The sequence below is a fragment of the Kineosphaera limosa NBRC 100340 genome (genome assembly GCF_000298215.1).
GTDB classification, from domain to species: domain Bacteria; phylum Actinomycetota; class Actinomycetes; order Actinomycetales; family Dermatophilaceae; genus Kineosphaera; species Kineosphaera limosa.
Map to the genome: position 1 here is coordinate 1 of NZ_BAHD01000088.1, position 19,752 is coordinate 19,752.

Sequence of the window (19,752 nt, forward strand, 5' to 3'; positions counted from 1 at the left end):
CCGTGCGGGCAGGCCCTGCTGGCCGGCAGCGCGTCGATCCACCACGCGCTGCGCTGCGGCGCCCGGCTCGCCGAGGCGCTCGGCCTGACCCGCCCCGACTGGGAGCTGGCCGCCGACACCCTCGCCCAGGCCATCGGTCTCCACTGCGCCGCCGACGACGCTTCGGAGCGGTTTCTCGACAAGGCCCGCTACTCGATGGACTGGTACTACCCGGTGCTCGGCGGCGCGTTGACCGCCGCCGCCGGGCGCGCGCGGCTGGCGCGCCGCTGGGACGACTTCGTCGTGCCGGGCCTGGGCATCCGCTGCGTCGACGACCACCCGTGGGTCACCGGCGCGGAGACCTGCGAACTGGCCCTGGCGTTGCTGCGGCTCGGCGACCGACGGCGCGCCATCCAGCTGATCGCCGACATGCAGCACCTGCGCGACGCGACCGGCGCGTATCACAGCGGCTACGTCTACCCCGACGACGAGTTCTGGCCCATCGAGCGCTCCAGCTGGACGTCGGCCGCCGTCATCCTCGCCGTCGACGCGCTCGATCCGACCTCCGCCTCCGCCGCCGTTTTCGCCGCATTGGGCTAGTTCGCCGGCGGCACGCCCTTCGCCAGGTCTGGCAGTTACAGGGCGCGGGGCGTAGTGCCGTCGTCGGTGCGGCGCAGCACGCGCAGCGACCCGAGGTGATCCGTCTCCTCCCACAGCCCGGAGCCCAGCGCCCGCCGGTAGCAGCGCCACGGCGCCTGCCCGCCGTCGGCGGGGTGCTCGAAGATGTCGTGGAACACCAGGCTGCCGCCCGGCTGTACCCACGGGCCGAAGCCCGCGTAGTCGGCGCTCACGTGCTCGTCGGTGTGCCCGCCGTCGATGAACAGCAGCGCCAGGGGGCTGCGCCAGTGCCGCGCGACCGTAGGGGAGCGCCCGACGATCGCCACGACCTCCTCCTCCAGACCGGCGTCGGTGATCGCGGCTCGGAAGAACGGCAGCGTGTCGATGCGGCCGACGCGATCGTCGACGAGGGTGGGGTCGTGGTACTCCCAGCCGGGCTGGTTCTCTTCGCTGCCGCGGTGGTGGTCGAGGGTGAAGACCGTGGATCCGGTCGCGCGGGCCGCCGCGCCGAGGTAGATCGCGGACTTGCCGCACCACGTGCCGACCTCCAGGCCCGGACCGTCGGCCAGCCGAGCCACGGCCTCCGCGTACAGGGCCAGGCCCTCGTCGGGGGGCATGAAGCCGCGCGCGTCGAGAGCGCGCTGCAGCAGCATCGGGTCCATCGGTCGGGTCGGGTCGGTCGGCTAGCGGATGGCGTATTCGGCGAGCACCTTGCTCGACAGCGGCGGCCACGCCTCGATGGCCCACTGCCCGAACTGCCGGTTGCTGAGGCTGGCGCAGGCCAGGCCGGCGGCGCGGTCGACCCACAGAAAGCTGCCGGTCTGCCCGAAGTGACCGAACGTCTCCGGGGAGTTCTCCGGCGCGCTCCAGTGCGGGGACTTGTGGTCGCGGATTTCGCACCCCAGCCCCCAGTCGTTGTTCTTCTGCCGGCCGTAGCCGGGCAGCACCCCGTGCAGCCCCGGGAAGGCCAGGGTCGAGGCCAGCTCGACGACCTGCGGCAGCAGCAGCTTGGGCTTGAGCAACTCGTGGGCCAGTACCGCCAGGTCGCCGATCGGTCCCACGACGCCGTGCGCGGGGGAGCCGTCGAGCACCGTGTCGTTCATGTCGAGCAGATCGAGCACCCGGTCGGAGAGCTCCTGATCGAACGGCTGCCCGGTCGCCTGCTCCAGGTGGTCTGCGGCGATCTCGATACCCCGGTTGGAGTAGATGCGGCGGCTGCCGACCTGACCGGCGATCTCGTCGGAGTCCGGCGCGATGCCCGAGGCGTGCGCGAGCAGGTGCGCCAGCGTCGACCCGGGCGGCCCGACCTCGTCCTCGAGCGAGATGACGCCCTCCGCGCAGCCGTCGAGAATCGTCAGCGCCATCGCCACCTTCGACACCGACGCCCACCGGTGGTGCGTGCCGTCGTCGTACATGTCGACGATGCCGTCGGCGTCGACGATGGCGACCGACGCCTTCTCGACCGGCCAACTCGACACTTCCGCCTTCAGATCCAGAGCCACGCGCGCAGTCTCCCACGTCGGCCGTTCGACATTCGAGCTACCCGACCAGCGAGCTGCGCGACCCGCAGCCGGTTCAGCAGCCGGCCTCGGGGGCGCGGCGCCTCACGTCATCGATGAGCCACTTGCCGTCGATCCACTCGAATTCGTAGTCCAACGACCAGACCTTGCACACTCTCTCGGTCCCGACGTCGAGGGTTCGTAGGGTCGCTTCAACCGTCGCCGCTTTGTAGTCGAACGCCTCGCCGATCGTCAGGTCGACCCAGTACGACTCCCTCAGGCCCGCGGACCAGGTCGCGAGTCCGCCGAGGCGCTGTTGGGCCGCGGGGGTGAAGAAGTCGAAGGCCGTGGAGTATTGGCCGACGTTGATGGCCGCGCCGTGGGTGAAGAGGATGAGCCCCAATTCGCGCGCGATCGGCTCCTCCGTAACGAACGTGACGTTGAGTTCGCTGGATTCGTCGATGTCCGCGTCGCCGGGGCACGTGGGGGCAGGTGGCGTCGGCTGGGTGCGCCACTGTTGGAGCAGGGGGCCGAAGGCCGAGCTGGGCACGATGAAGTTGATGCCCTGCACGGGCACGCGGTCGTCGGCCCTGGTACTCCACACCTGGCTGCCGCTGACCAGCCCGATCACGGTGCCGCTGCGGTCGACGACCGGGCCGCCACTGTTGCCGCCATTTGTCGCTGCGTCAGTCTGGAAGACCGGCGACACGACCTGGCCGTCCGGGTACGTCACAGGTTCGCCGAGGCCGCTGACGATGCCAGTGGAGATGTGCAGGTTGTAGGTGCTCAAGGGGTAGCCGATGATGGCCAATTCGGTGCCGGAACTCGGGTGCGCGTCGGCAAGCTGCAGGCCATCCTGTTTGAGCGGCTCGGCGCTGCGCAGCAAGGCCACGTCCCGCGTACTGTCCGCTCCCACGACCGACAGTGGTACCACCGGTCCGTCGTCGAGTATGCCGTTGACCTGCACGGCCTCGTCGATGACGTGGGCGGCGGTCACGATGAGATCGGGGCCGACGACGAAGCCACTACCCATGCCAGTCGGCCCACCGCATCCGGCCGTCGCGATCCGCACCAATTGCGGCCGGACGTCGGCCAGCACCCCTTCCCAGCCGGCCGGCGTCGGGGCCGCGGTCGTGGGTTCGCTGCTCCTCGTGGGTTCGGATGTCGGTGCTTTCGCTTGAGCGGTCACGGTCACGGTCGGGGGCGCGACGACCGTCGGGGTCTCACTCGGGGGCGGCGTCGAGGTGCCGACCTGGGTTTCCGTCGGAGTGGGCGTCGGACTGCCGGCGGCGCCGCTGCTGACGAACGGCGGCGTGCAGCCGGCGAGTGCGACGACGAGCGCGGCGGCCGCGACGCCGAATCGCCGGGCTCGGCGACGGCCGGAGGGGGTGCGAAGGGATGTGGTGTCGGCCGAAAGAGGGGGGCGCGCGGGGAAGGGCATGGCTGAGGCTCCTGGCAGTGGCGGCTCCCTACCCGACGTGACTGGCGAGCACGCGGCCGCTCGAATGAACACCCCTATATGGGTGGCCGATTCGGCCCGGAAAGGCCGCCCGTGCGAGCGGTACCCAATCGTGACGGGGCCCCTTCGGCAAACGTCACAAGTCGCCTATTTCGCCGTGCGCCTGCGCCGACCAGGTGGTCAGATCGTCATCGCCGCACGCACGGCGTCCGTCGCTGCGGCGCCGCCCTCGCCGTGGGAGGTGATGCGACCCGAGGCCATCACCGCATACTGCGAGCTGGCGGTGAGAGCGAAGCCCACGTGCTGCTCGACGAGCAGCACGGTCAGTCCGTCGGCGGCCAGCGAGACAATGTGCCTTTCGATCTCCGCGACGATCGAAGGCTGGATGCCCTCGGTCGGCTCGTCGAGGATGAGCAACCGCGGCCCGGTGATGAGCGCGCGGGCGATCGCCAACTGCTGACGCTGACCTCCGGAGAGCAGGCCCGCCTTGCGGCCGGCGAACTCGCGCAGCACCGGAAAGCGCTCGTACATCAGCGCGACCATCTCCCCGCCGCCGCGCACCCCGTCCGCGACGACCTGCAGATTCTCCGCGGTCGTCAGTTGCGGGAACGACAGCTGTCCCTGCGGCACGTAGGAGATGCCGCGCTTGACCCGCTGGTGCGGGCGCAGCTTGGTCACGTCCTCGCCGTCGAGCAGCACCCGTCCCGTGCGCGGCGTCAACAGTCCGACGGCGGTCTTGGCCAGCGTCGTCTTACCCGCCCCGTTGTGGCCCATGACCGCCACGATCTGCCCGGCGGGCACCTCGAGCGTGACGCCGTTCAGCACGTCGGCCCGGTCGTAGCCGACGTGGATGTTCTGGAGCGACAACATCAGCGGATCCCCTCTGTGACGAGTACGTGCTGCTCGCCGGTCGACGGACCGGCATCGTGTGCGACGGGCTCGGCGGCCTGCGCCGGAACCTGGGCTGTGTGCCCGCTGCCCAGGTACACCTCCTGCACCTTGGGATCGGCCTGCACGTCGGCGACGCTGCCCTCGCTGAGCACCTTGCCGCCGTGCAACACCGTGACCGAGTCGGCCCAGGCGCGCAGGAAGTCCATGTCGTGCTCGACGATGATCACCGTGCGGTCGGTCGCGATGCTCTTGAGCAGCGCCCCCGTCTGCTCCCGCTCGTCGGCGCTCATGCCCGCGACCGGCTCGTCGAGCAGCATGACCTTGGCGTTCTGCACGAGCAGCATCCCGATCTCCAGCCACTGCTTCTGCCCGTGGGAGAGCGACCCCGCCAGCTGTCCGCTCGCGCGGGACAGACCGATCGTCTCCAGTGCCTCCGCCACCTGCGGGGGAACGCCGCGGCGGGCCCGCAGCAGGCTCAGCGGCGAGCGGCCCGCGCCGGCGGCGATGTCGAGGTTCTGCAGCACGGTCAACTCGGTGAACACGCTCGCGGTCTGAAACGTGCGGCCGATGCCGAGGCGGGCGATCTGGTGCGGCTTGCGGCCCAGCAGGTCCGTCGCGCCGTAGCGGGCGTAGCCGGTGGCCGGCACGAGGCCGGTCAGGGCGTCGATGATCGTCGTCTTGCCGGCTCCGTTGGGTCCGATGAGAAAGCGCAGGTCCTGCTGAAAGACCGTGAGGTCGACGTGGTCGACGGCGACGAAGCCGTCGAACGTGACGGTGAGGCCGCGAATCTCCAGGTAATCGGGTCGCACGATCATCGCGCGGCTCCTTCCAACTCGTGTGTGTCGCTGCCGGGTGTGCCGCTTCGGGAGGGGGTGTTCTCGGCTGGATCGACGCCGAGTGAGGCGGGCTCCCCGGCCACGGCGGCCGCCGAGACCTGCTGCCCGCGGCGGCGTCGCCACACCTGCCCGATCGTCGCGAAGCCCTGCGGCAGGAACGCGATGACGACGACGAACAGCAGGCCCTGGAAGTAGATCCAGAAGCCGGGGAACTGCTCCGAGAGCCGGGTCTGCGCGGCGGCCACGGCGACGGCCCCGATGGCCGGGCCGAAGAGCGTCGCGCGACCACCGATCGCGACCCCGGTCAGGAATGCGATCGAGGGGACGATGCCGACGTCGGCCGGGGAGATCATGCCGACGACCGGCACGAACAGGGCGCCGCCGATCCCGGCCATGAACGCCGCGAGGGCGTAGGCGACGAGCTTGACGTTGGCCGGGTTGTACCCCAGAAAGCGAACCCGCTCTTCGGAGTCGCGCACCGCGACGAGCAACTCGCCGTACCGGCTCCGGTACAGCTGCCAGCAGGCCAGCAGCAAGAGCAGCAGCGCGGTGACCGTGAACAGGTAGACCATGCGCTGGTTGACCGGGTCGGACAGGTCGTAGCCGAAGAACGAGCGGAACCCGACGAGGCCGTTGGTGCCGCCGGTGCTCGCTTGCTGCCCGATGAGCAGGATGGCGAACGCCGCCGCCAGGGCCTGACTCAGGATCGCGAAGTACGCCCCGCGGACCCGGCGCCGGAAGATCGCCAGACCGAGCAGCACCGCGAGGGCCGCGGGCAGTACGAGGATCGCGAGCACCGTGACCAGGGGATCGCGGAACGGCTCCCACCACGTGGGCACGGCGCCGGAACCGTAGAGGCTCATGAAGTCGGGCACGCCACCGGGGCCGGCGTCGGCGAGCTTGAGGTGCATCGCCATGAGGTAGCCGCCCAGGCCGAAGAAGACGCCTTGGCCGAGCACCAGCATCCCGCCGCGGCCCCAGGCCAGGCCGATGCCGACCGCGACGATCGCGTAGCAGAGGTACTTGCCGAGCAGCGAGAGCCGGAAGCCGCTGAGCAGCGCCGGGGCGACCGCGTACAGCAGGATCGCCAAGACCGCGATGACGATCCAGGCGGTCGGGATGCGACGTAGGTAACTCATGCCAGGCTCCTTGTGCGGACGTGGACGATGCCCTGCGGGCGCACCTGCAGGAACACGACGATGGCGACGAACACGAGCACCTTGGCCATCGAGGCTCCCGTGCCCCACTGCGCGAACGACTGCATGAGGCCGAGCGCGAAGGCCGCGATGACGGCCCCGCGGATCTGCCCGATGCCGCCGACGACGACCACGAGGAAGGCGTCGATGAGGTAGCCGGTGCCCAGCGTCGGCCCGGTTGAGCCGAGCAACGTGAGGGCCACCCCGGCGACACCCGCCAGGCCGGAGCCGATGAAGAACGTCAGCCGGTCGCTCATGCGCGTGCTGATGCCCACCGATTCGGCGAGGTCCCGGTTCTGTACGACAGCGCGGATGCGCCGGCCCAACGCGGTGTACTTCATGGCCGCGGCCAGGGCGGCGACACAGGCGAGGCTCAACCCGAGAATGAACACCCGGGACGCGGCGACGTCGATGCCGAACAGCGAGACGCTGCCGGAAAGCCACGCCGGGGCCGGCACGTCGACACTCGGGGCGCCGAAGATGTCGCGGGCCAGTTGTTGCAGGATCAGCGAGACCCCGAAAGTGACCAGCAAGGTGTCCAGGGGCCGCTCGTACATTCGCGAGATGATGCTCTGTTCCAGCAGCACCCCGAGCAGGCCACCGACGAGAAAGCCCAACGGCAGCGCGATGAGTAACGACAGGCCGCTATTACCGACGATGAGGCTCATGACGTAGGCCGTGTAAGCCCCCGCCATGATGAACTCGCCGTGGGCCATGTTGATGACGCCCATCTGACCGAAGGTCAGGGCCAGCCCGAGGGCGATGAGAAGCAGGATCGATCCCTGCGATAAGCCTGCAAAGACTTGGCCGATGAAGATGTCCATGACGACGTTCGCTTCGTGGGTGGCCGCAAGTCAGCTGTTCGCGATGCCCTGCGCCCAGGCGTAGGACTTCAAGAACGGGTCGGGCTGGATCGGGCCGTCGGAGCTCCAGATCTGGTCGATGAGGCCGTTGGGCTGGATCTTGCCGATGCGCGCGGTCTTGGAGACGTGGTGGTTCTCGCCGTCGACCGTGACCTTGCCCTCGGGCGCGTCGAAGCTGACGCCGTTGGCGGCAGCCTGGATCGCGGGGACGTCGAAGGAGTTGGCCTTCTCGACCATGCCCTTCCACAGGTACATCGAGGTGTACGCCGCCTCCATCGGGTCCGACGTCACCCGTCCGGCGCCGTAGCGCTTCTTGAAGTCGGCGACGAACGTCTTGTTCTGCGGGTTATCGGTGGTCTCGTAGTAGTTCCACGCCGTGAGCTGCCCGGCGACATTCGCCGCCCCGATGCCGGACACCTCTTCCTCCGCGATGCTCACCGAGAGCACCGGCATCGACTCGGCCTTGAGGCCCGCGTTCGTGTACTCCTTGAAGAAGGCCACATTCGAGTCGCCGTTGAGGGTGTTGAAGACGGCGTCGGCGCCGGCGCTGCGCACCTTGTTGACGATCGTCGCGAAGTCGGTCGAACCCAGCGGGGTGTACTCCTCGCCCTTGATCTCCATGCCGTTCGCCTCCGCATAGGCCTTGATGATCTTGTTCGCGGTCCGCGGGAAGACGTAGTCCGAGCCGACGAGGAACAGCGACGTCTTGCCCTGCTCCTTGAGGTAATCCAGGGCCGGAATGATCTGCTGATTGGTCGTGGCGCCCGTGTAGAAGATGTTCTTGCTGGCCTCCAGGCCTTCGTACTGCACGGGGTAGAACAGCAACGAGTTGTTGGCCTCGAAGACCGGCAGCATCGCCTTGCGGCTGGCCGACGTCCAACCCCCGAAGACGGCCGCCACACAGTCGCTCTTGATGAGCTTGCCCGCCTTCTCGGCGAACACCGTGGGCTCGCTGGCGCCGTCCTCGGAGACGACCTGCAGCTTCTTGCCGAGCACCCCGCCCGCCGCGTTGATCTCGTCGGCGGCCATCGACAGCGAGTCGTAGACCGTGTTCTCGGAGATCGCCATCGTGCCGGAGCGGGAGTTCAGCAGGCCGATCTTGATCGTGTCTCCGGTGGTGTCCACGCAGGAGGAGGCCGTGCCGGTGCCGGCCGCCGCTGCGCCCGCCTCCCCGACCTTCGCGCCGCCGCAGGCGGCCAACGCGGCCACCGGCAGGACGAGGGCAAGGGCGTGAGCCAGACGGGTGGTGTGCTTGGGGGCCATCGAAGGTCCTCTCGTTCGCTGGAGCCGCGACCCGTAGGGCGACGGCGTGAGCGACGCGGTCACTTGGGTGTCCGCGTGCTCGGCTGGGTGGTGAGCCGGCGCCGTCGCCGTGCTGATCAGCAACCGTAAGAACCGGTTGTTACGTCGCTGCGCAGCGAAGATGTCCGTTCTGTTTCGTCGGCCGCCTCGTCGCGGTCCCTGACCGGTGACAATGGCGCGATGAAGTTCGAGCGAGTGGTGCAGGTGTCGCGGGAGGTCGGCCAGACCCGGTCGCGCACCCGAAAGAGCGAACTCGTCGCCGCAGCTCTGCGCGAGGCCGCGGGCCTCGACGATGCTGGCTCCACCGACGTCGCGCCCACCCACGTCGCGCCCACCGACGCTGCGCACCCGGACGACGCGCGGCTCGTCGCCTCCTACTTGTCGGGGGAGCTGCCGCAGCGGCGCACCGGCATCGGCTGGCGCTCGCTGACCTCCCTACCGCCGCCCGCCACGGCCTCCGTGCGCACGGTCCGCGAGATCGACGGGGCGCTCACCGCGATCGCTGCGCTGCGCGGCCCGGGCTCCGCGGCCCGCCGCACCGCAGCCGTCACCGAGCTCTTCGCCGCGCTGAACGCCGACGAACAGCGTTACCTCGCAGACCTGCTCACCGGGCAGGTGCGCCAGGGCGCTCTCGACGGAGTGCTGCTGGCGGCCATCGCCAAGGCCGCGCAGCTGCCGGAGGCGGTGGTGCGCCGGGCCGTGATGCTCGCCGGCAACCCCAGCGAGGTCGTCGGCGTCGCGCTCGCCGATGGGGCCGCCGGGCTCGCGGCGATCGGGCTGGCTGTCGGCCGGCCGCTGCGCCCGATGCTCGCGGGCTCCGCGCCCGACGTGCCCGCCGCCATGGCTCAGGTCGGTGCCGGGCAGCCGGTGGCCCTCGAACGCAAACTCGACGGCATCCGCCTCCAGGTACACAAGTCCGGAACCGAGGTTCGGCTCTACACCCGCTCGCTGGAGGAGATCACCGCCCGCCTGCCCGAGGTCGTGCACCTCGTCTCGACCCTGCCGGCGCGCACCCTCGTCGCCGACGCGGAGGCGATCGCGCTACGGCCCGACGGCCGACCCGAGCCGTTCCAGGTCACCGGCGCCCGCACCGCCTCCCGCGGGGACCCCGCCGAGCTGGCCGCCAAGGTGCCGGTCACGACCTACCTCTTCGACCTGCTCCACCTCGACGGCGCCGACCTGCTCGACGAGCCCGCCGCCGCCCGCATCGAGGCGCTCGCCGGGCTGCTGCCGCCCGGCAGCCTCATCCCACGAATGGTCACCGCGGACCCGCAGCAGGGCGCGGCCTTCTTCGCCGAGCAGGTGGCCGCCGGGCACGAGGGGGTCGTCGTCAAGAGCCTGCAGGCCCCGTACGCCGCGGGGCGGCGCGGCGCCGGATGGGTCAAGGTCAAGCCGCGGCACACCCTCGACCTCGTGGTGCTCGCCGTGGAATGGGGCAGCGGCCGGCGCCGCGGCACATTGTCGAACATTCACCTCGGCGCCGCCGACCCCGATTCCCCCACCGGCTTCACGATGCTCGGCAAGACGTTCAAGGGCATGACCGACGAGATGCTCGCCTGGCAGACCGAGCGCTTCTTGGCCCTGGAGACCGGGCGCGACGGGCACATCGTGCACGTGCGCCCCGAGCAGGTCGTCGAGATCGCCTTCGACGGATTGCAACGCTCCTCTCGCTACCCCGGCGGCCTCGCCCTGCGCTTCGCCCGCGTGCTGCGCTACCGGGACGACAAGCAGGCGGACCAGGCCGACGCCCTCACCACCGTCCGTTCCCTAGCCCAATAGCGGCGTTCTCTCGGGCTGAGGAAGGATCAGCGGCCGCGGAGGCGGTCGAGGTCGCGGCGCTCGCGTTTGGTGGGGCGGCCGGCGCCGCGTTCGCGCAGGGCGACCGGAGCGGGACGCTCGGCTCTGGGGGGCGGCGGCGGGGACTCGTCGAACATCGCCTCGGCCGCCAGCGGGGCGCCGACCCGCTTGGCGAGGGTCTGGCGCACGACGAGGATCCGTTCGCGGGGGCCGCCGCGCACGACCACCCGGGTGCCGGCCCGCACGAGCGACGAGGGCTTGGCTCGAGCTCCGTCGAGTTGCACGTGGCCGGCCTTGCACGCCGCGGTCGCCAGCGATCGGCTCTTGAAGACGCGCACCGCCCACAGCCACGCGTCGACCCGCACACTCTCGGCCATCCGGAAAGCGTAGGTGACCGCGGCGCGACAGATCCCCAGGCGCGTGTGCACTTTGACCTAAACCTGACCCAACGTTAGGTTTGAACCCTGACGGAGTGGCAGATTGGCCTGTCGAGAGGGCGGCCAGGCACCGGTCAGGTTCTGGGGGGCATCCATGGTGGTAACGACGACTGCGCGCGCGCCGCGCGGCGAGCTTCTTGCGGCCCAACAAGATTCGCGGCGCACGCTCGCACAGGCCTTCGACCCGCACGCCAACAGCCTCGATGTGCTGCGGCTCGTCCTCGCCGCCACGGTGGCCATCGCCCACGCCTCCGCCATCGCCTACGGTCACCAGCCCGCCATCGGCGGCAACGAGATCGCGGGCCTGGCGGTCGACGGCTTCTTCGTGCTCTCGGGCTTCCTGGTCGCCCGCAGTTACCTGCAGTTGAACGGCCTGGGTCGATACGCCTGGCACCGCGCGCTGCGGATCATGCCGGGCTTCTGGGTGTGCCTGCTCGTCACGGCCGGTGTCGTGGCCCCGCTCATCGCGGCCCTCGAGGGACGCCCCCCGCTGTCAGTCTTCCCGCAGGCCTGGGGCTATGTCGCGCAGAATGCAGGCCTCTTCATGGTCGACTTCGGAGTTGCCGACCTGCCGACGCAGACCAGCGTGCCGCTCGTCGTCAACGGCGCCCTGTGGACCCTGTTCTACGAAGCCGTCTGCTATGCCGGCGTCGCGGTCTTGGGGGTGCTCGGGATCCTGCGTCGCCGCCCCTGGGTGGTCGCTGTGGGCGTGCTGCTGAGCGCCGCGATGGTCACCGGCCAGGCGTCCGGCCTCGTGCCCGAGGTCGGCGCGTTCTTCTGGCGGTTCTTCCTCATGTTCGGCCTCGGAACCCTGGGTCTGCTCTACGCCGACCGCATCAGCGTGCACCGCCGCTGGTGGCTACTCGCCGGCGCGGGCCTGGCGCTCTCCCTGCTCGTCGGCCCGGAGTATCGCGCGGTCGGCGGCGGCATCGCCTTGGCCTACCTGTGCCTGGTCGCGATGGTGGCGACCCCGGGGCTGCGGTACCGCTGCCGCGTGGACCTTTCGTATGGCGTGTACATCTATCACTGGCCTATCGCCACCCTGCTCGTGCTGGCCGGCGGCACCGCCCTGACGCAGGTGGGCTACACACTGCTGGCGCTCGTGTTGGCCGCCTGCGCGGCGCTGCTCTCCTGGCATTTCGTCGAGAGGCCCGCCCTGGCCCGCAAGGGGATGGCACCGCCCGCCTGGCTGCGCCCGCGCCGGCCCTGAGCAGGCAAGCCCGCTGCGGCGAGGATCACCCAGCCGACGACTCATGATTGTCGACAATCCGAACAGGGGGGTTGGCGGGTGGCCACAGGCTGCTCGATAGCCTTCGTGGGCGACGCAGCTCGGAAGGAGACCGGATGCCCCAGGGGCTCATTCTCATCGTTCCAGCGTTGCTGATCGTCATCGGTCTCGTCCTGCTCGGGGTGGCGCTCAGCGTGCTGGTCTCCGCCGTGCGGACCTACCGCCGCGGGCAAGATGCCCGCTCGCGCACCCGCCCCCAGCCGCTGTCGCGGCTGCTGCTCATCGCCACGTGGTCGGCCCTCGTGCTGCTCGTCGGGGGCCTCGTCACGGGGGCCGGTGCGATCATCGTCGCGCGCGTGCTGGCCGAGTAGCCGCCCGCGACCGGCACCAGGGATCCCAGGGCTCGCCAGGGCTGAGGCGGGCTCAAGCAGGATCAGGCATCGGAGAGGCGCGCGATCGTCGCCGCAGCGCGCCGCACCGCCCCGTCGTGGGCCGCGGGCACGAAGTCGTCGAGAAAGGCGTACCGCCGCCGCATCGAGCGGTGGTAGGCCCCCGTGTCGGGGCACGAGCGGGTGCGCGCCCACCAGTCGGCGATGTCGCCCCAGCCGGGGGCTGCCAGCGAGCCGCCGACCTGCTGCACCGCCAGCGACGAGCACAGTGCCGCGAAAGCGAGTCGCTGGGCCAGCGGCCAGCCGGCGAGCGTGCCCAACGTCATCGCGGCCGCGAACACGTCGCCGGCCCCGGTCGCGTCGATCGCGGTGACCCGCAGGGCCGGCACCGCGGCCTCCTCACCCGTGCTGCTGTCATACGCGATCGCCCCGTCCGGACCTTGGGTCACGACCGCCAGCGGCACCAGATCCGCGAGCTGCCACATCGCCTCGCGGGCCGTGCGGGTGCCGGTGTAGGCCATGGCCTCGTCCGCATTGGGCAAGAAGGCATGGCAGTGCTCCAGCTGCCGCAGCACACCGCGGTCCCAGGCCCCGGAAGCGTCCCAACCGATGTCGGCGAAGAGCAGCGCCCCCTCCTGCCGGGCGAAGTCGGCCCAGGTCGGCTCGTCGCCACCGCCGATCGGCTGGGCGGGGTCCAGGTCGAGCAGTACGGCGCGGCTGCGCGGGGGACGGCCGATCAACTCGGTCGCGGACTGCGGCTCGCGATGGCCGTGCGTCACCATGTTTCGGTCGCCCTCGACGGCCATCGAGACGGTCACCGGCGAATGCCAGTCCGGATACCGACGGCTCGCCCGCAGGTCCACGTGCTCCTGCTCCGCCAGTGTGCGCCAACAGAACTCACCGTAGTCGTCGTCACCGAAGGCCGCCCCCAGGCTCGTGCGCAGGCCCAGTCGCGCGGCCGCCACGGCCAGGTTGGCGATGCCGCCGGGGCATGAACCCATGCCTTGGGCCCACACCTCCTGCCCCTGCCGCGGCATCTGCGGCAGGCCGGTGAAGATGATGTCGAGAAACACCATCCCGTGCAGAAAGACGTCGAACTCCGGAGCTGCGTCGTCTGTCTCGTCGCGCAGCGCCGCCAGCGGATCGAACCGCGCGCCGTCGGTCTCCGTCATTACGACTCCTTCGTCTTCGCCCTGCGTATGCCCCGTACCCTCCTTCGATTCTGACGAACCGGGATGATGGCGGCATGCGGTTGACGATCCTCGGCGGGGGCGGCTTTCGGGTGCCGCTGGTCTACGGCGCGTTGCTCGATGCGCGATCTCCGGTCACCGACGTCGTTCTCTACGACACCGATGGAGCGCGCCTGGCCGTCAGCGGGCAGGTGCTACGCGCCCAGGCGCGGGAGGCCGAGGAGGCCCAGCGCGCGCCGCGGGTGCACGTCGTCACCGATCTTGACGAGGCGCTGACCGGCACCGACCTGGTGTTCAGCGCCATCCGCGTCGGTGGCCTGGCGGGTCGCATCCACGACGAGCGGGTCGCCCTCGACCTTGGGGTCTTGGGGCAGGAGACGGTGGGGCCCGGTGGCATCGCCTTCGGGCTGCGCACGGTGCCGGAGGCGGTCCGCATCGCCGAGCGGATCCGCCGGCTCGCGCCGAAGGCCTGGGTCGTGAACTTCACCAACCCGGCGGGCATGATCACGCGGGCAATGCAGACGGTGCTCGGCGACCGCGTCGTCGGGATCTGTGATTCGCCGATTGCCCTGACCCGCCGCGCCGCCCGAGCCCTGGGCCTGGCGCCGGCTCAGGTCGCCCCCGACTACGTCGGCTTGAACCACCTCGGCTGGTTGCGGGGCCTGCGCGCCGACGGGCGCGACCTGCTGCCCCGGCTGCTCGCCGACGACGCCGCCCTGCTGGGCCTCGAGGAGGGGCGCCTGTTCGGCCCCGACTGGCTGCGGACCATCGGGGCGCTGCCGAACGAGTACCTCTACTACTTCTATTGCGCCCGCGAGGCGCTCGCCGGGATCGCCGGGGCGCAGCGGACCCGCGGGGAGTACCTGCGTGAGCAACAAGAGGCCTACTACGCGGCCGTCGAGGCCGACCCCGGGCGGGCGCTCGCCACGTGGCGGCAGGCCCGCGCCGAGCGCGACGCGAGTTACATGCAGGAGGCGCGCGCCGTCAGCGAGTCCCGCGACCAGGCGGATCTCGACGCCGGCGGATATGAAGGCGTCGCGTTGACGCTCATGGCGGCCCTGCGCGGCGGCGAGCCGGCCCGCATGATCCTCGGGGTCCGCAACGGCACCTGCGTGCCGGGGCTCCCGGCCGACAGCGTTGTCGAGGTGCCCTGCCTCGCCGACGCCGCAGGAGTCACTGCGCTGGCGCCGACGAACCCGCCCAGCGGGCACCCGTTGGGGCTGATGCAGCAGGTCGCCGAGGTCGAGGCCCTCACGGTCCACTCGGCTCTGACCGGCGACGACGCTGCGGCGGTGGCTGCCTTCGCCCTGCACCCGCTCGTCGGCTCGGTCGCCACCGCCCGGGCGCTGCTCGCGGGCTACCGCGCTGCCATTCCCGAGGTCGACGCGGTCTTCGCCGAAAGATAGTGTTCGCTTTTGCTCGGCTGACCGTGTAAAAGCGAACACTATCTTTCGGCACGCCCGCGGGACGGCGCGGTGACGCCCGCCGATCAGGGCCGCGGCGGAATGCGTCAACACCCGACGAATCACACGCTCCCGCAAGGAGACTGGCATTAGCCTGAGCGCGATCGCGGCGGTCGTGCGCCGCGCATCGGCTCGGCCGCCCAGACCGGGCGGCCGGATGCGTCGCAGCGAAAGGTCTCCCCGTGTCGACTCCTTGGCCGACTTCACACTCCCTGCGCCTCGGCCTCGCCGGTCTGCTGGCCGTCGGCCTGGCCGCCTCGGGTGTCAGCAGCGCAGGCGTCGCCGCCAGCGGCGTCGACAGTGCGCAGAACGGCGCGCGTACCGCCGCCGACCCCTCGCCGCTGCCGCCGCCCCCGTCGGCGCCGCCCGCCGGGGACGCGGCGCTGTCGCCCAATCCGACCAAGCCGGAAGGCGATTCACGGCTCTCCCCGCACAGTCGCACCCTGCTGGCGCAGGCGCAAGCCGCGGGCCGAAAGCAGGTCACGGTCATGGCGCTCGCGGCGCCGAAGGGCACTGCGAGCGTCGCCGAGGGCCTGCGCGCCCTCGGGGCGACGATCGGCTACCGCCATGACGACCTCGGCTACGTGCGGGCGTCGCTGCCGACCGGTGCGGTGGACCGCGCGGCCGAACTGGCGGGGGTGCAGGCGCTCGACCTCGACGAGACCCTTGCGGCGCCGAGCCCGCAGGCAGGCGACGGCAAGCAAGCGACCTCGGGCTCCGGGCCGTGGACCGGCCCGAGCGCCAAGACCGGCCCCGACAACCCGTACCTGCCGACGCACGAGATCGGCGCGGTGGCGTTCAAGGCCGCCAACCCGGCTTACGACGGGCGCGGCGTCACGATCGGCGTGCTCGACTCCGGCGTCGATCTGGACCACCCGGCCCTGGCGAAGACCACCACCGACGAACGCAAGATCATCGACTGGTTTTCCGCGACCGACCCGCTACTGGAGGGCGACGGTTCGTGGCGGCCGATGATCACCGAGGTCCAGGGCCCGGAGGCGACGTATGGCGGCGCGCGGTGGAAGCTGCCGAACCGCCCGGGGGCCCGGTTCGCCATGAGTGTCTTTCGCGAGTCGGTGACGACCGGCTCGGAGTACAAGGGTGATGTCAACCGCGACGGTGACACCACTGACGTGTGGGGCGTGCTCTACGACTACGAGACCAATGACATCTGGGTCGACCTGAACCAGAATCGCGACTTCACCGACGAGCAGCCGATGCGACCGTACGCGGAGAAGTTCGACGTCGGGCACTTCGGCACCGACAAGCCGGCGACGCAGATCGCCGAGCGGGTGCCCTTTGTCGTTGAGTTCCGCAAGGACGTCGATCTGAGCCCGGCGGGTCTGCCCGGCCAGGCCGCCGACTTCGTCAACATCGGTTTGGCCGAATCGCACGGCTCGCACGTCGCCGGTATCGCTGCTGGTCACAATCTGTTCGGCGGGGTCGACGGCGCGGCGCCGGGGGCGAAGGTCGTGTCGGCGAAGGCCTGCCTGTTCGCCGGCGGCTGCACCACCGTGGCCCTCAGCGAGGGGATGATCGAGCTCGTCGCCAACCGCAAGGTCGACGTCGTCAACCTGTCGATCGGTGGGTTGCCGCCGCTCAACGACGGCAACAACGTGCGCGCGCGCCTGTACAACCGGCTGATCGACACCTACGGGGTGCAGCTGTTCGTCTCGGCGGGAAACTCCGGGCCGGGTCTCAACACGGTCGGTGATCCGTCGGTCGCCACGGACGTCGTGTCGGTTGGCGCGGCCGCCAGCCGCGACACCTGGAAGGCGAACTACGGCGCCGACGTCTCGGCGCCGATGTGGGTGCAGAACTACTCCAGTCGCGGCCCTCGTGAAGACGGCGGCTTCAAGCCGGACCTGCTCGCGCCGGGGGCTGCGATTTCGACCGTGCCCGCGTGGGTGCGCCCCGACGGCCCGCCGCTGCCGGTCAGCTACACGCTGCCGCCGGGGTACGCGATGTTCAACGGCACCTCGATGGCCGCCCCGCAGGCCACGGGCGCGGCGGCGCTGCTGCTCTCGGCGGCGCGCGCCCAGAATCTGCCGGTGCGGCCCAAGCAGCTGCGCGAGTCGCTGTACTCCACGAGTCGCGTGTTGTCCGGGGTGCCGGCGGTCGCGCAGGGCAGCGGACTCATGGATGTCGCCGCCGCTTGGCAGCAGCTGCGGACCCTGCCCGACGTCAGTTCGCGGTACACGATCGTCGCGCCGGTGTGCACACCGTTGTCGTCGCTGCTGGCGACTCCAGACCGCGGCCCGGGCCTGTACAACCGCTGCGCGGTCGCAGACGGAGGGGCGGCCGCCGGGGTCAGGCGCACCGATGCGGTGACGATCACCCGCACCTCCGGCCCCGTCGCGGCCACCGAGCACACGCTGCGCTGGGTCGGCAACGACGGCACCTTCGCCGCCCCGGCACGGGTCGCGCTGCCGCTGGGCAAGCCTGTGCAGGTGCCCGTGACGTCGACCCCGAGCGGGCCCGGATTGCACTCGGCGACTCTGGAGATCGACGCGGCCGCAACGCCGCTCGTCGACGCCCGGATGTCAGCTGCTCTCGTCGTCGCGCGCCCACTGACCGCCACGCCCTACGAGCGCGACGACTCCGGCTCCCTGGAGCGCACCCGCACAACGAGCTACTTCGTCGAGGTGCCGCAGGGCGCCAAGGCGTTGCAGGTGGATCTGTCCGGCCTGGCCGGCGGCTCTCAGGTGCGGTGGCTCGCGTTCAGCCCCTACGGGGTGCCGATGGATGCGCCCACGAGCGCCGGCACCTGCTTCACCAACGACCGTTCCGACCCCAAGGTCTGCAACGCGACGTCCCGCTCGTACCCCGATCCATTGCCCGGTCTGTGGGAGCTGACGGTGGAGGCGAAGCGGTCGTCACCGACGCTGGCCAATCCGTTCTCGCTGCGCGCGGCCGTGCAGGGGGTCACCGTGACGCCCCAGGAGCAGACGCTCACCGACGTGGCGACCGGCACGTCCCGGGCGGTGCAGTGGCGTGTCCGTAACGACTTCGGCGATGTCACGGTCACCGGCCAGGGCGGACCGTTGGGTTCCGCCCGCCAGGAGCGCCCGACGATTCAGCACGGCGAGAAGCAGCGTTTCGAGGTCACTGTGCCGGCGGGCGCGACGACCCTGACCACCTCGATCGGCATCACCAGCGATCTGGGCGCGGACCTCGACCTGTACCTGTACGACGAACGGGGCCAGCTCGTCGGTCTCTCCGGGAGGGCCGATTCGCAGGAGCGCATCACCCTCGACGACCCCGAGCCCGGCACCTACACCGTCGAGGTCGACGCCTACGAGGTCGACGAGGCCGGCACGCAGTACGACTACCTCGACGTGTTCACCAGCCCGACCCTGGGCGCGCTGACCGTGCGCCCGACCCAGGCCACCCTCGGAGAGGGTGCAGCGACGACGATGAGCGGCACGGTGCTCGTTCGGGCCGACGCCGCGGCGGGGCGCAGCCTCGTCGGGGAGTTGCGAGTGGTCTCGGTCGATGCCCTGGCCCCCGGATCGTCGTCCGGGTCCGGCGGGGCCGTGTTGGGCCGCGGCCGGGTCGTCGTACAGCCGGTGACGGAGCCCGAGCCGAGCCCGACTGTGAGCCCGACTGTGAGCCCGACGGTGAGCCCGACGGTGAGCCCGACGGTGAGCCCGACGGTGAGCCCGACGGTGAGCCCGACGGTGAGCCCGACGGTGAGCCCGACAGGATTGCCCACAGCTACTCCGACGGCGCCGCCAACTCCCACGGCGCCGCCGAGCCCGACCGGCACGCCGTAAGGCGCGGCACCCAGCACAACAGATGCCGGCCGTCCTGCCCCCCGAAAGGTCAGGACGGCCGGCATCTGCCGGTTCGACCCGTGCGAAAGCCCGGTTGGATTAGTTGGTGGGTGTGGCCGGGGAGATGTCGGAGACCTTCAGCACCGTGAACGGAACGCCCTGCTGGCAGGTCGTGGCGACGCCCTCCTGGCGGTAGCCCTCGACGGTGACTCGGGTGCCCGGCACGACGCGGGGGTTCTCGACGAGCAGCAGCAGCGCGTTGCCGCCGCGGTCGGGGGTCAGCAGCCGACAGTTGTGCTCGACGCCGGCGCCGACGACGCCGGAGACCCGTTCGAGCGTCCCCAGCCGGGTTGCGGGCAGCGTGAGCTCGGGTTCGGGCCTGGGCAGGTAGGTCGAGGAGTCGGTGGGCGCGGGCCCGGTCATCGCTGTCGGCGAGGCGGTCGGCGAAGCCGTGGGGGCCGCGCCCTGATCGGGCGTGGCGCTGCCGGTGGATTCGGCGCCGGTCTGCCCGGTACCACCTCCGCAGGCGGCTAGGACGACCATGAGACCTCCCGTGGTGCACATCATCGCGAACCGACGCATGCCATCTTGACGAGCCGGTGCCGCCGTTCGTTCCCGTCAGGGCGCGACGAGGCTGCGGGTGGCCGACGAATCCCGGCCGGACTGTAAGCGATCCGCATTCCTGATAGCAGCCTGAGGGGGCTTGGTCGCCGACCCCTTCCCCGCATCTGCGGCGCGCCCTAGTGTCTTCGCATCTAGGCCGCTATCCAACGGCGTACGGGCACCCACGCTCTTCTTTTTCCCTTCGCACCCCTGGGGAGGCGCCATG

At 70.8% G+C, this 19,752-nt stretch carries 16 protein-coding genes and 1 pseudogene; 6 read left to right on the forward strand and 11 right to left on the reverse strand.

Going from position 1 to position 19,752, the window contains the following annotated elements:
* Nucleotides 1–579: pseudogene (locus KILIM_RS19390) on the forward strand (prenyltransferase); the annotation flags it as partial.
* A 35-nt stretch (nucleotides 580–614) separates the two neighbouring features.
* On the opposite strand, the gene KILIM_RS19395 reads toward KILIM_RS19390, so the two are convergent.
* The 8 genes from KILIM_RS19395 to urtA form a co-directional block, all read right to left on the reverse strand.
* Complete coding sequence (locus KILIM_RS19395) at nucleotides 615–1,259, reverse strand: class I SAM-dependent methyltransferase (protein ID WP_006594446.1); 645 nt, start codon at nucleotides 1,257–1,259, stop codon at nucleotides 615–617.
* Between the two features lie 21 nt (nucleotides 1,260–1,280).
* On the reverse strand, nucleotides 1,281–2,099 hold the full coding sequence (locus tag KILIM_RS19400; RefSeq protein WP_006594447.1) for a serine hydrolase domain-containing protein: 819 nt from the start codon (nucleotides 2,097–2,099) through the stop codon (nucleotides 1,281–1,283).
* A gap of 73 nt (nucleotides 2,100–2,172) precedes the next feature.
* Entirely contained in the window at nucleotides 2,173–3,537 is a 1,365-nt protein-coding gene (locus KILIM_RS19405) for a trypsin-like peptidase domain-containing protein (RefSeq protein WP_006594448.1), read from the reverse strand.
* A 198-nt stretch (nucleotides 3,538–3,735) separates the two neighbouring features.
* A complete protein-coding gene (gene urtE / locus KILIM_RS19410; protein WP_006594449.1) occupies nucleotides 3,736–4,425 on the reverse strand; it encodes an urea ABC transporter ATP-binding subunit UrtE in 690 nt (229 codons plus the stop codon).
* Nucleotides 4,425–5,261: an urea ABC transporter ATP-binding protein UrtD gene (gene urtD, locus KILIM_RS19415; protein WP_006594450.1), complete on the reverse strand. Its 837-nt coding sequence runs from the start codon at nucleotides 5,259–5,261 to the stop codon at nucleotides 4,425–4,427. Before urtD ends, urtE begins: the two co-directional genes overlap by 1 nt.
* Nucleotides 5,258–6,421 (reverse strand): urea ABC transporter permease subunit UrtC, encoded by a 1,164-nt coding sequence (urtC, locus tag KILIM_RS19420; RefSeq protein ID WP_006594451.1) that lies wholly within the window; start codon nucleotides 6,419–6,421, stop codon nucleotides 5,258–5,260. The genes urtD and urtC overlap by 4 nt, the downstream gene beginning before the upstream one ends.
* Complete coding sequence (gene urtB, locus KILIM_RS19425; protein ID WP_006594452.1) at nucleotides 6,418–7,302, reverse strand: urea ABC transporter permease subunit UrtB; 885 nt, start codon at nucleotides 7,300–7,302, stop codon at nucleotides 6,418–6,420. Before urtB ends, urtC begins: the two co-directional genes overlap by 4 nt.
* 30 nt (nucleotides 7,303–7,332) lie before the next feature.
* Nucleotides 7,333–8,604: an urea ABC transporter substrate-binding protein gene (gene urtA / locus KILIM_RS19430; RefSeq protein ID WP_006594453.1), complete on the reverse strand. Its 1,272-nt coding sequence runs from the start codon at nucleotides 8,602–8,604 to the stop codon at nucleotides 7,333–7,335.
* A 219-nt stretch (nucleotides 8,605–8,823) separates the two neighbouring features.
* On the opposite strand from urtA, the gene KILIM_RS19435 reads away from it, so the two are divergent.
* On the forward strand, nucleotides 8,824–10,422 hold the full coding sequence (locus KILIM_RS19435) for an ATP-dependent DNA ligase (RefSeq protein ID WP_006594454.1): 1,599 nt from the start codon (nucleotides 8,824–8,826) through the stop codon (nucleotides 10,420–10,422).
* Between the two features lie 26 nt (nucleotides 10,423–10,448).
* Here KILIM_RS19435 and KILIM_RS19440 read toward each other — a convergent pair whose 3' ends face one another.
* Nucleotides 10,449–10,817 (reverse strand): RNA-binding S4 domain-containing protein, encoded by a 369-nt coding sequence (locus tag KILIM_RS19440; RefSeq protein ID WP_040563904.1) that lies wholly within the window; start codon nucleotides 10,815–10,817, stop codon nucleotides 10,449–10,451.
* A 154-nt stretch (nucleotides 10,818–10,971) separates the two neighbouring features.
* Between KILIM_RS19440 and KILIM_RS19445 the strand changes: the two genes are divergently transcribed.
* Together KILIM_RS19445 and KILIM_RS19450 are read left to right on the forward strand one after the other, a co-directional pair.
* Nucleotides 10,972–12,087 carry an acyltransferase family protein gene (locus KILIM_RS19445; RefSeq protein ID WP_006594456.1) on the forward strand — a complete coding sequence of 372 codons (1,116 nt, stop codon included), beginning with the start codon at nucleotides 10,972–10,974 and terminating at the stop codon, nucleotides 12,085–12,087.
* A gap of 134 nt (nucleotides 12,088–12,221) precedes the next feature.
* Nucleotides 12,222–12,476, forward strand: coding sequence for a hypothetical protein (locus KILIM_RS19450; RefSeq protein WP_006594457.1), 255 nt, complete (start codon nucleotides 12,222–12,224; stop codon nucleotides 12,474–12,476).
* A 62-nt stretch (nucleotides 12,477–12,538) separates the two neighbouring features.
* Here the strand turns inward: KILIM_RS19450 and KILIM_RS19455 are convergent, their stop codons facing one another.
* Nucleotides 12,539–13,666 (reverse strand): PfkB family carbohydrate kinase, encoded by a 1,128-nt coding sequence (locus KILIM_RS19455; protein WP_006594458.1) that lies wholly within the window; start codon nucleotides 13,664–13,666, stop codon nucleotides 12,539–12,541.
* 74 nt (nucleotides 13,667–13,740) lie between these two features.
* Here KILIM_RS19455 and KILIM_RS19460 point away from each other — a divergent pair, with 74 nt between their 5' ends.
* Nucleotides 13,741–15,090, forward strand: a complete 1,350-nt coding sequence (locus tag KILIM_RS19460) for a family 4 glycosyl hydrolase (protein WP_006594459.1) — start codon at nucleotides 13,741–13,743, stop codon at nucleotides 15,088–15,090.
* 239 nt (nucleotides 15,091–15,329) lie between these two features.
* Nucleotides 15,330–18,923 (forward strand): S8 family serine peptidase, encoded by a 3,594-nt coding sequence (locus KILIM_RS19465; RefSeq protein WP_006594460.1) that lies wholly within the window; start codon nucleotides 15,330–15,332, stop codon nucleotides 18,921–18,923.
* A gap of 99 nt (nucleotides 18,924–19,022) precedes the next feature.
* Here KILIM_RS19465 and KILIM_RS22805 read toward each other — a convergent pair whose 3' ends face one another.
* Complete coding sequence (locus tag KILIM_RS22805) at nucleotides 19,023–19,466, reverse strand: hypothetical protein (protein ID WP_006594461.1); 444 nt, start codon at nucleotides 19,464–19,466, stop codon at nucleotides 19,023–19,025.
* Nucleotides 19,467–19,752 lie beyond the last annotated feature (286 nt).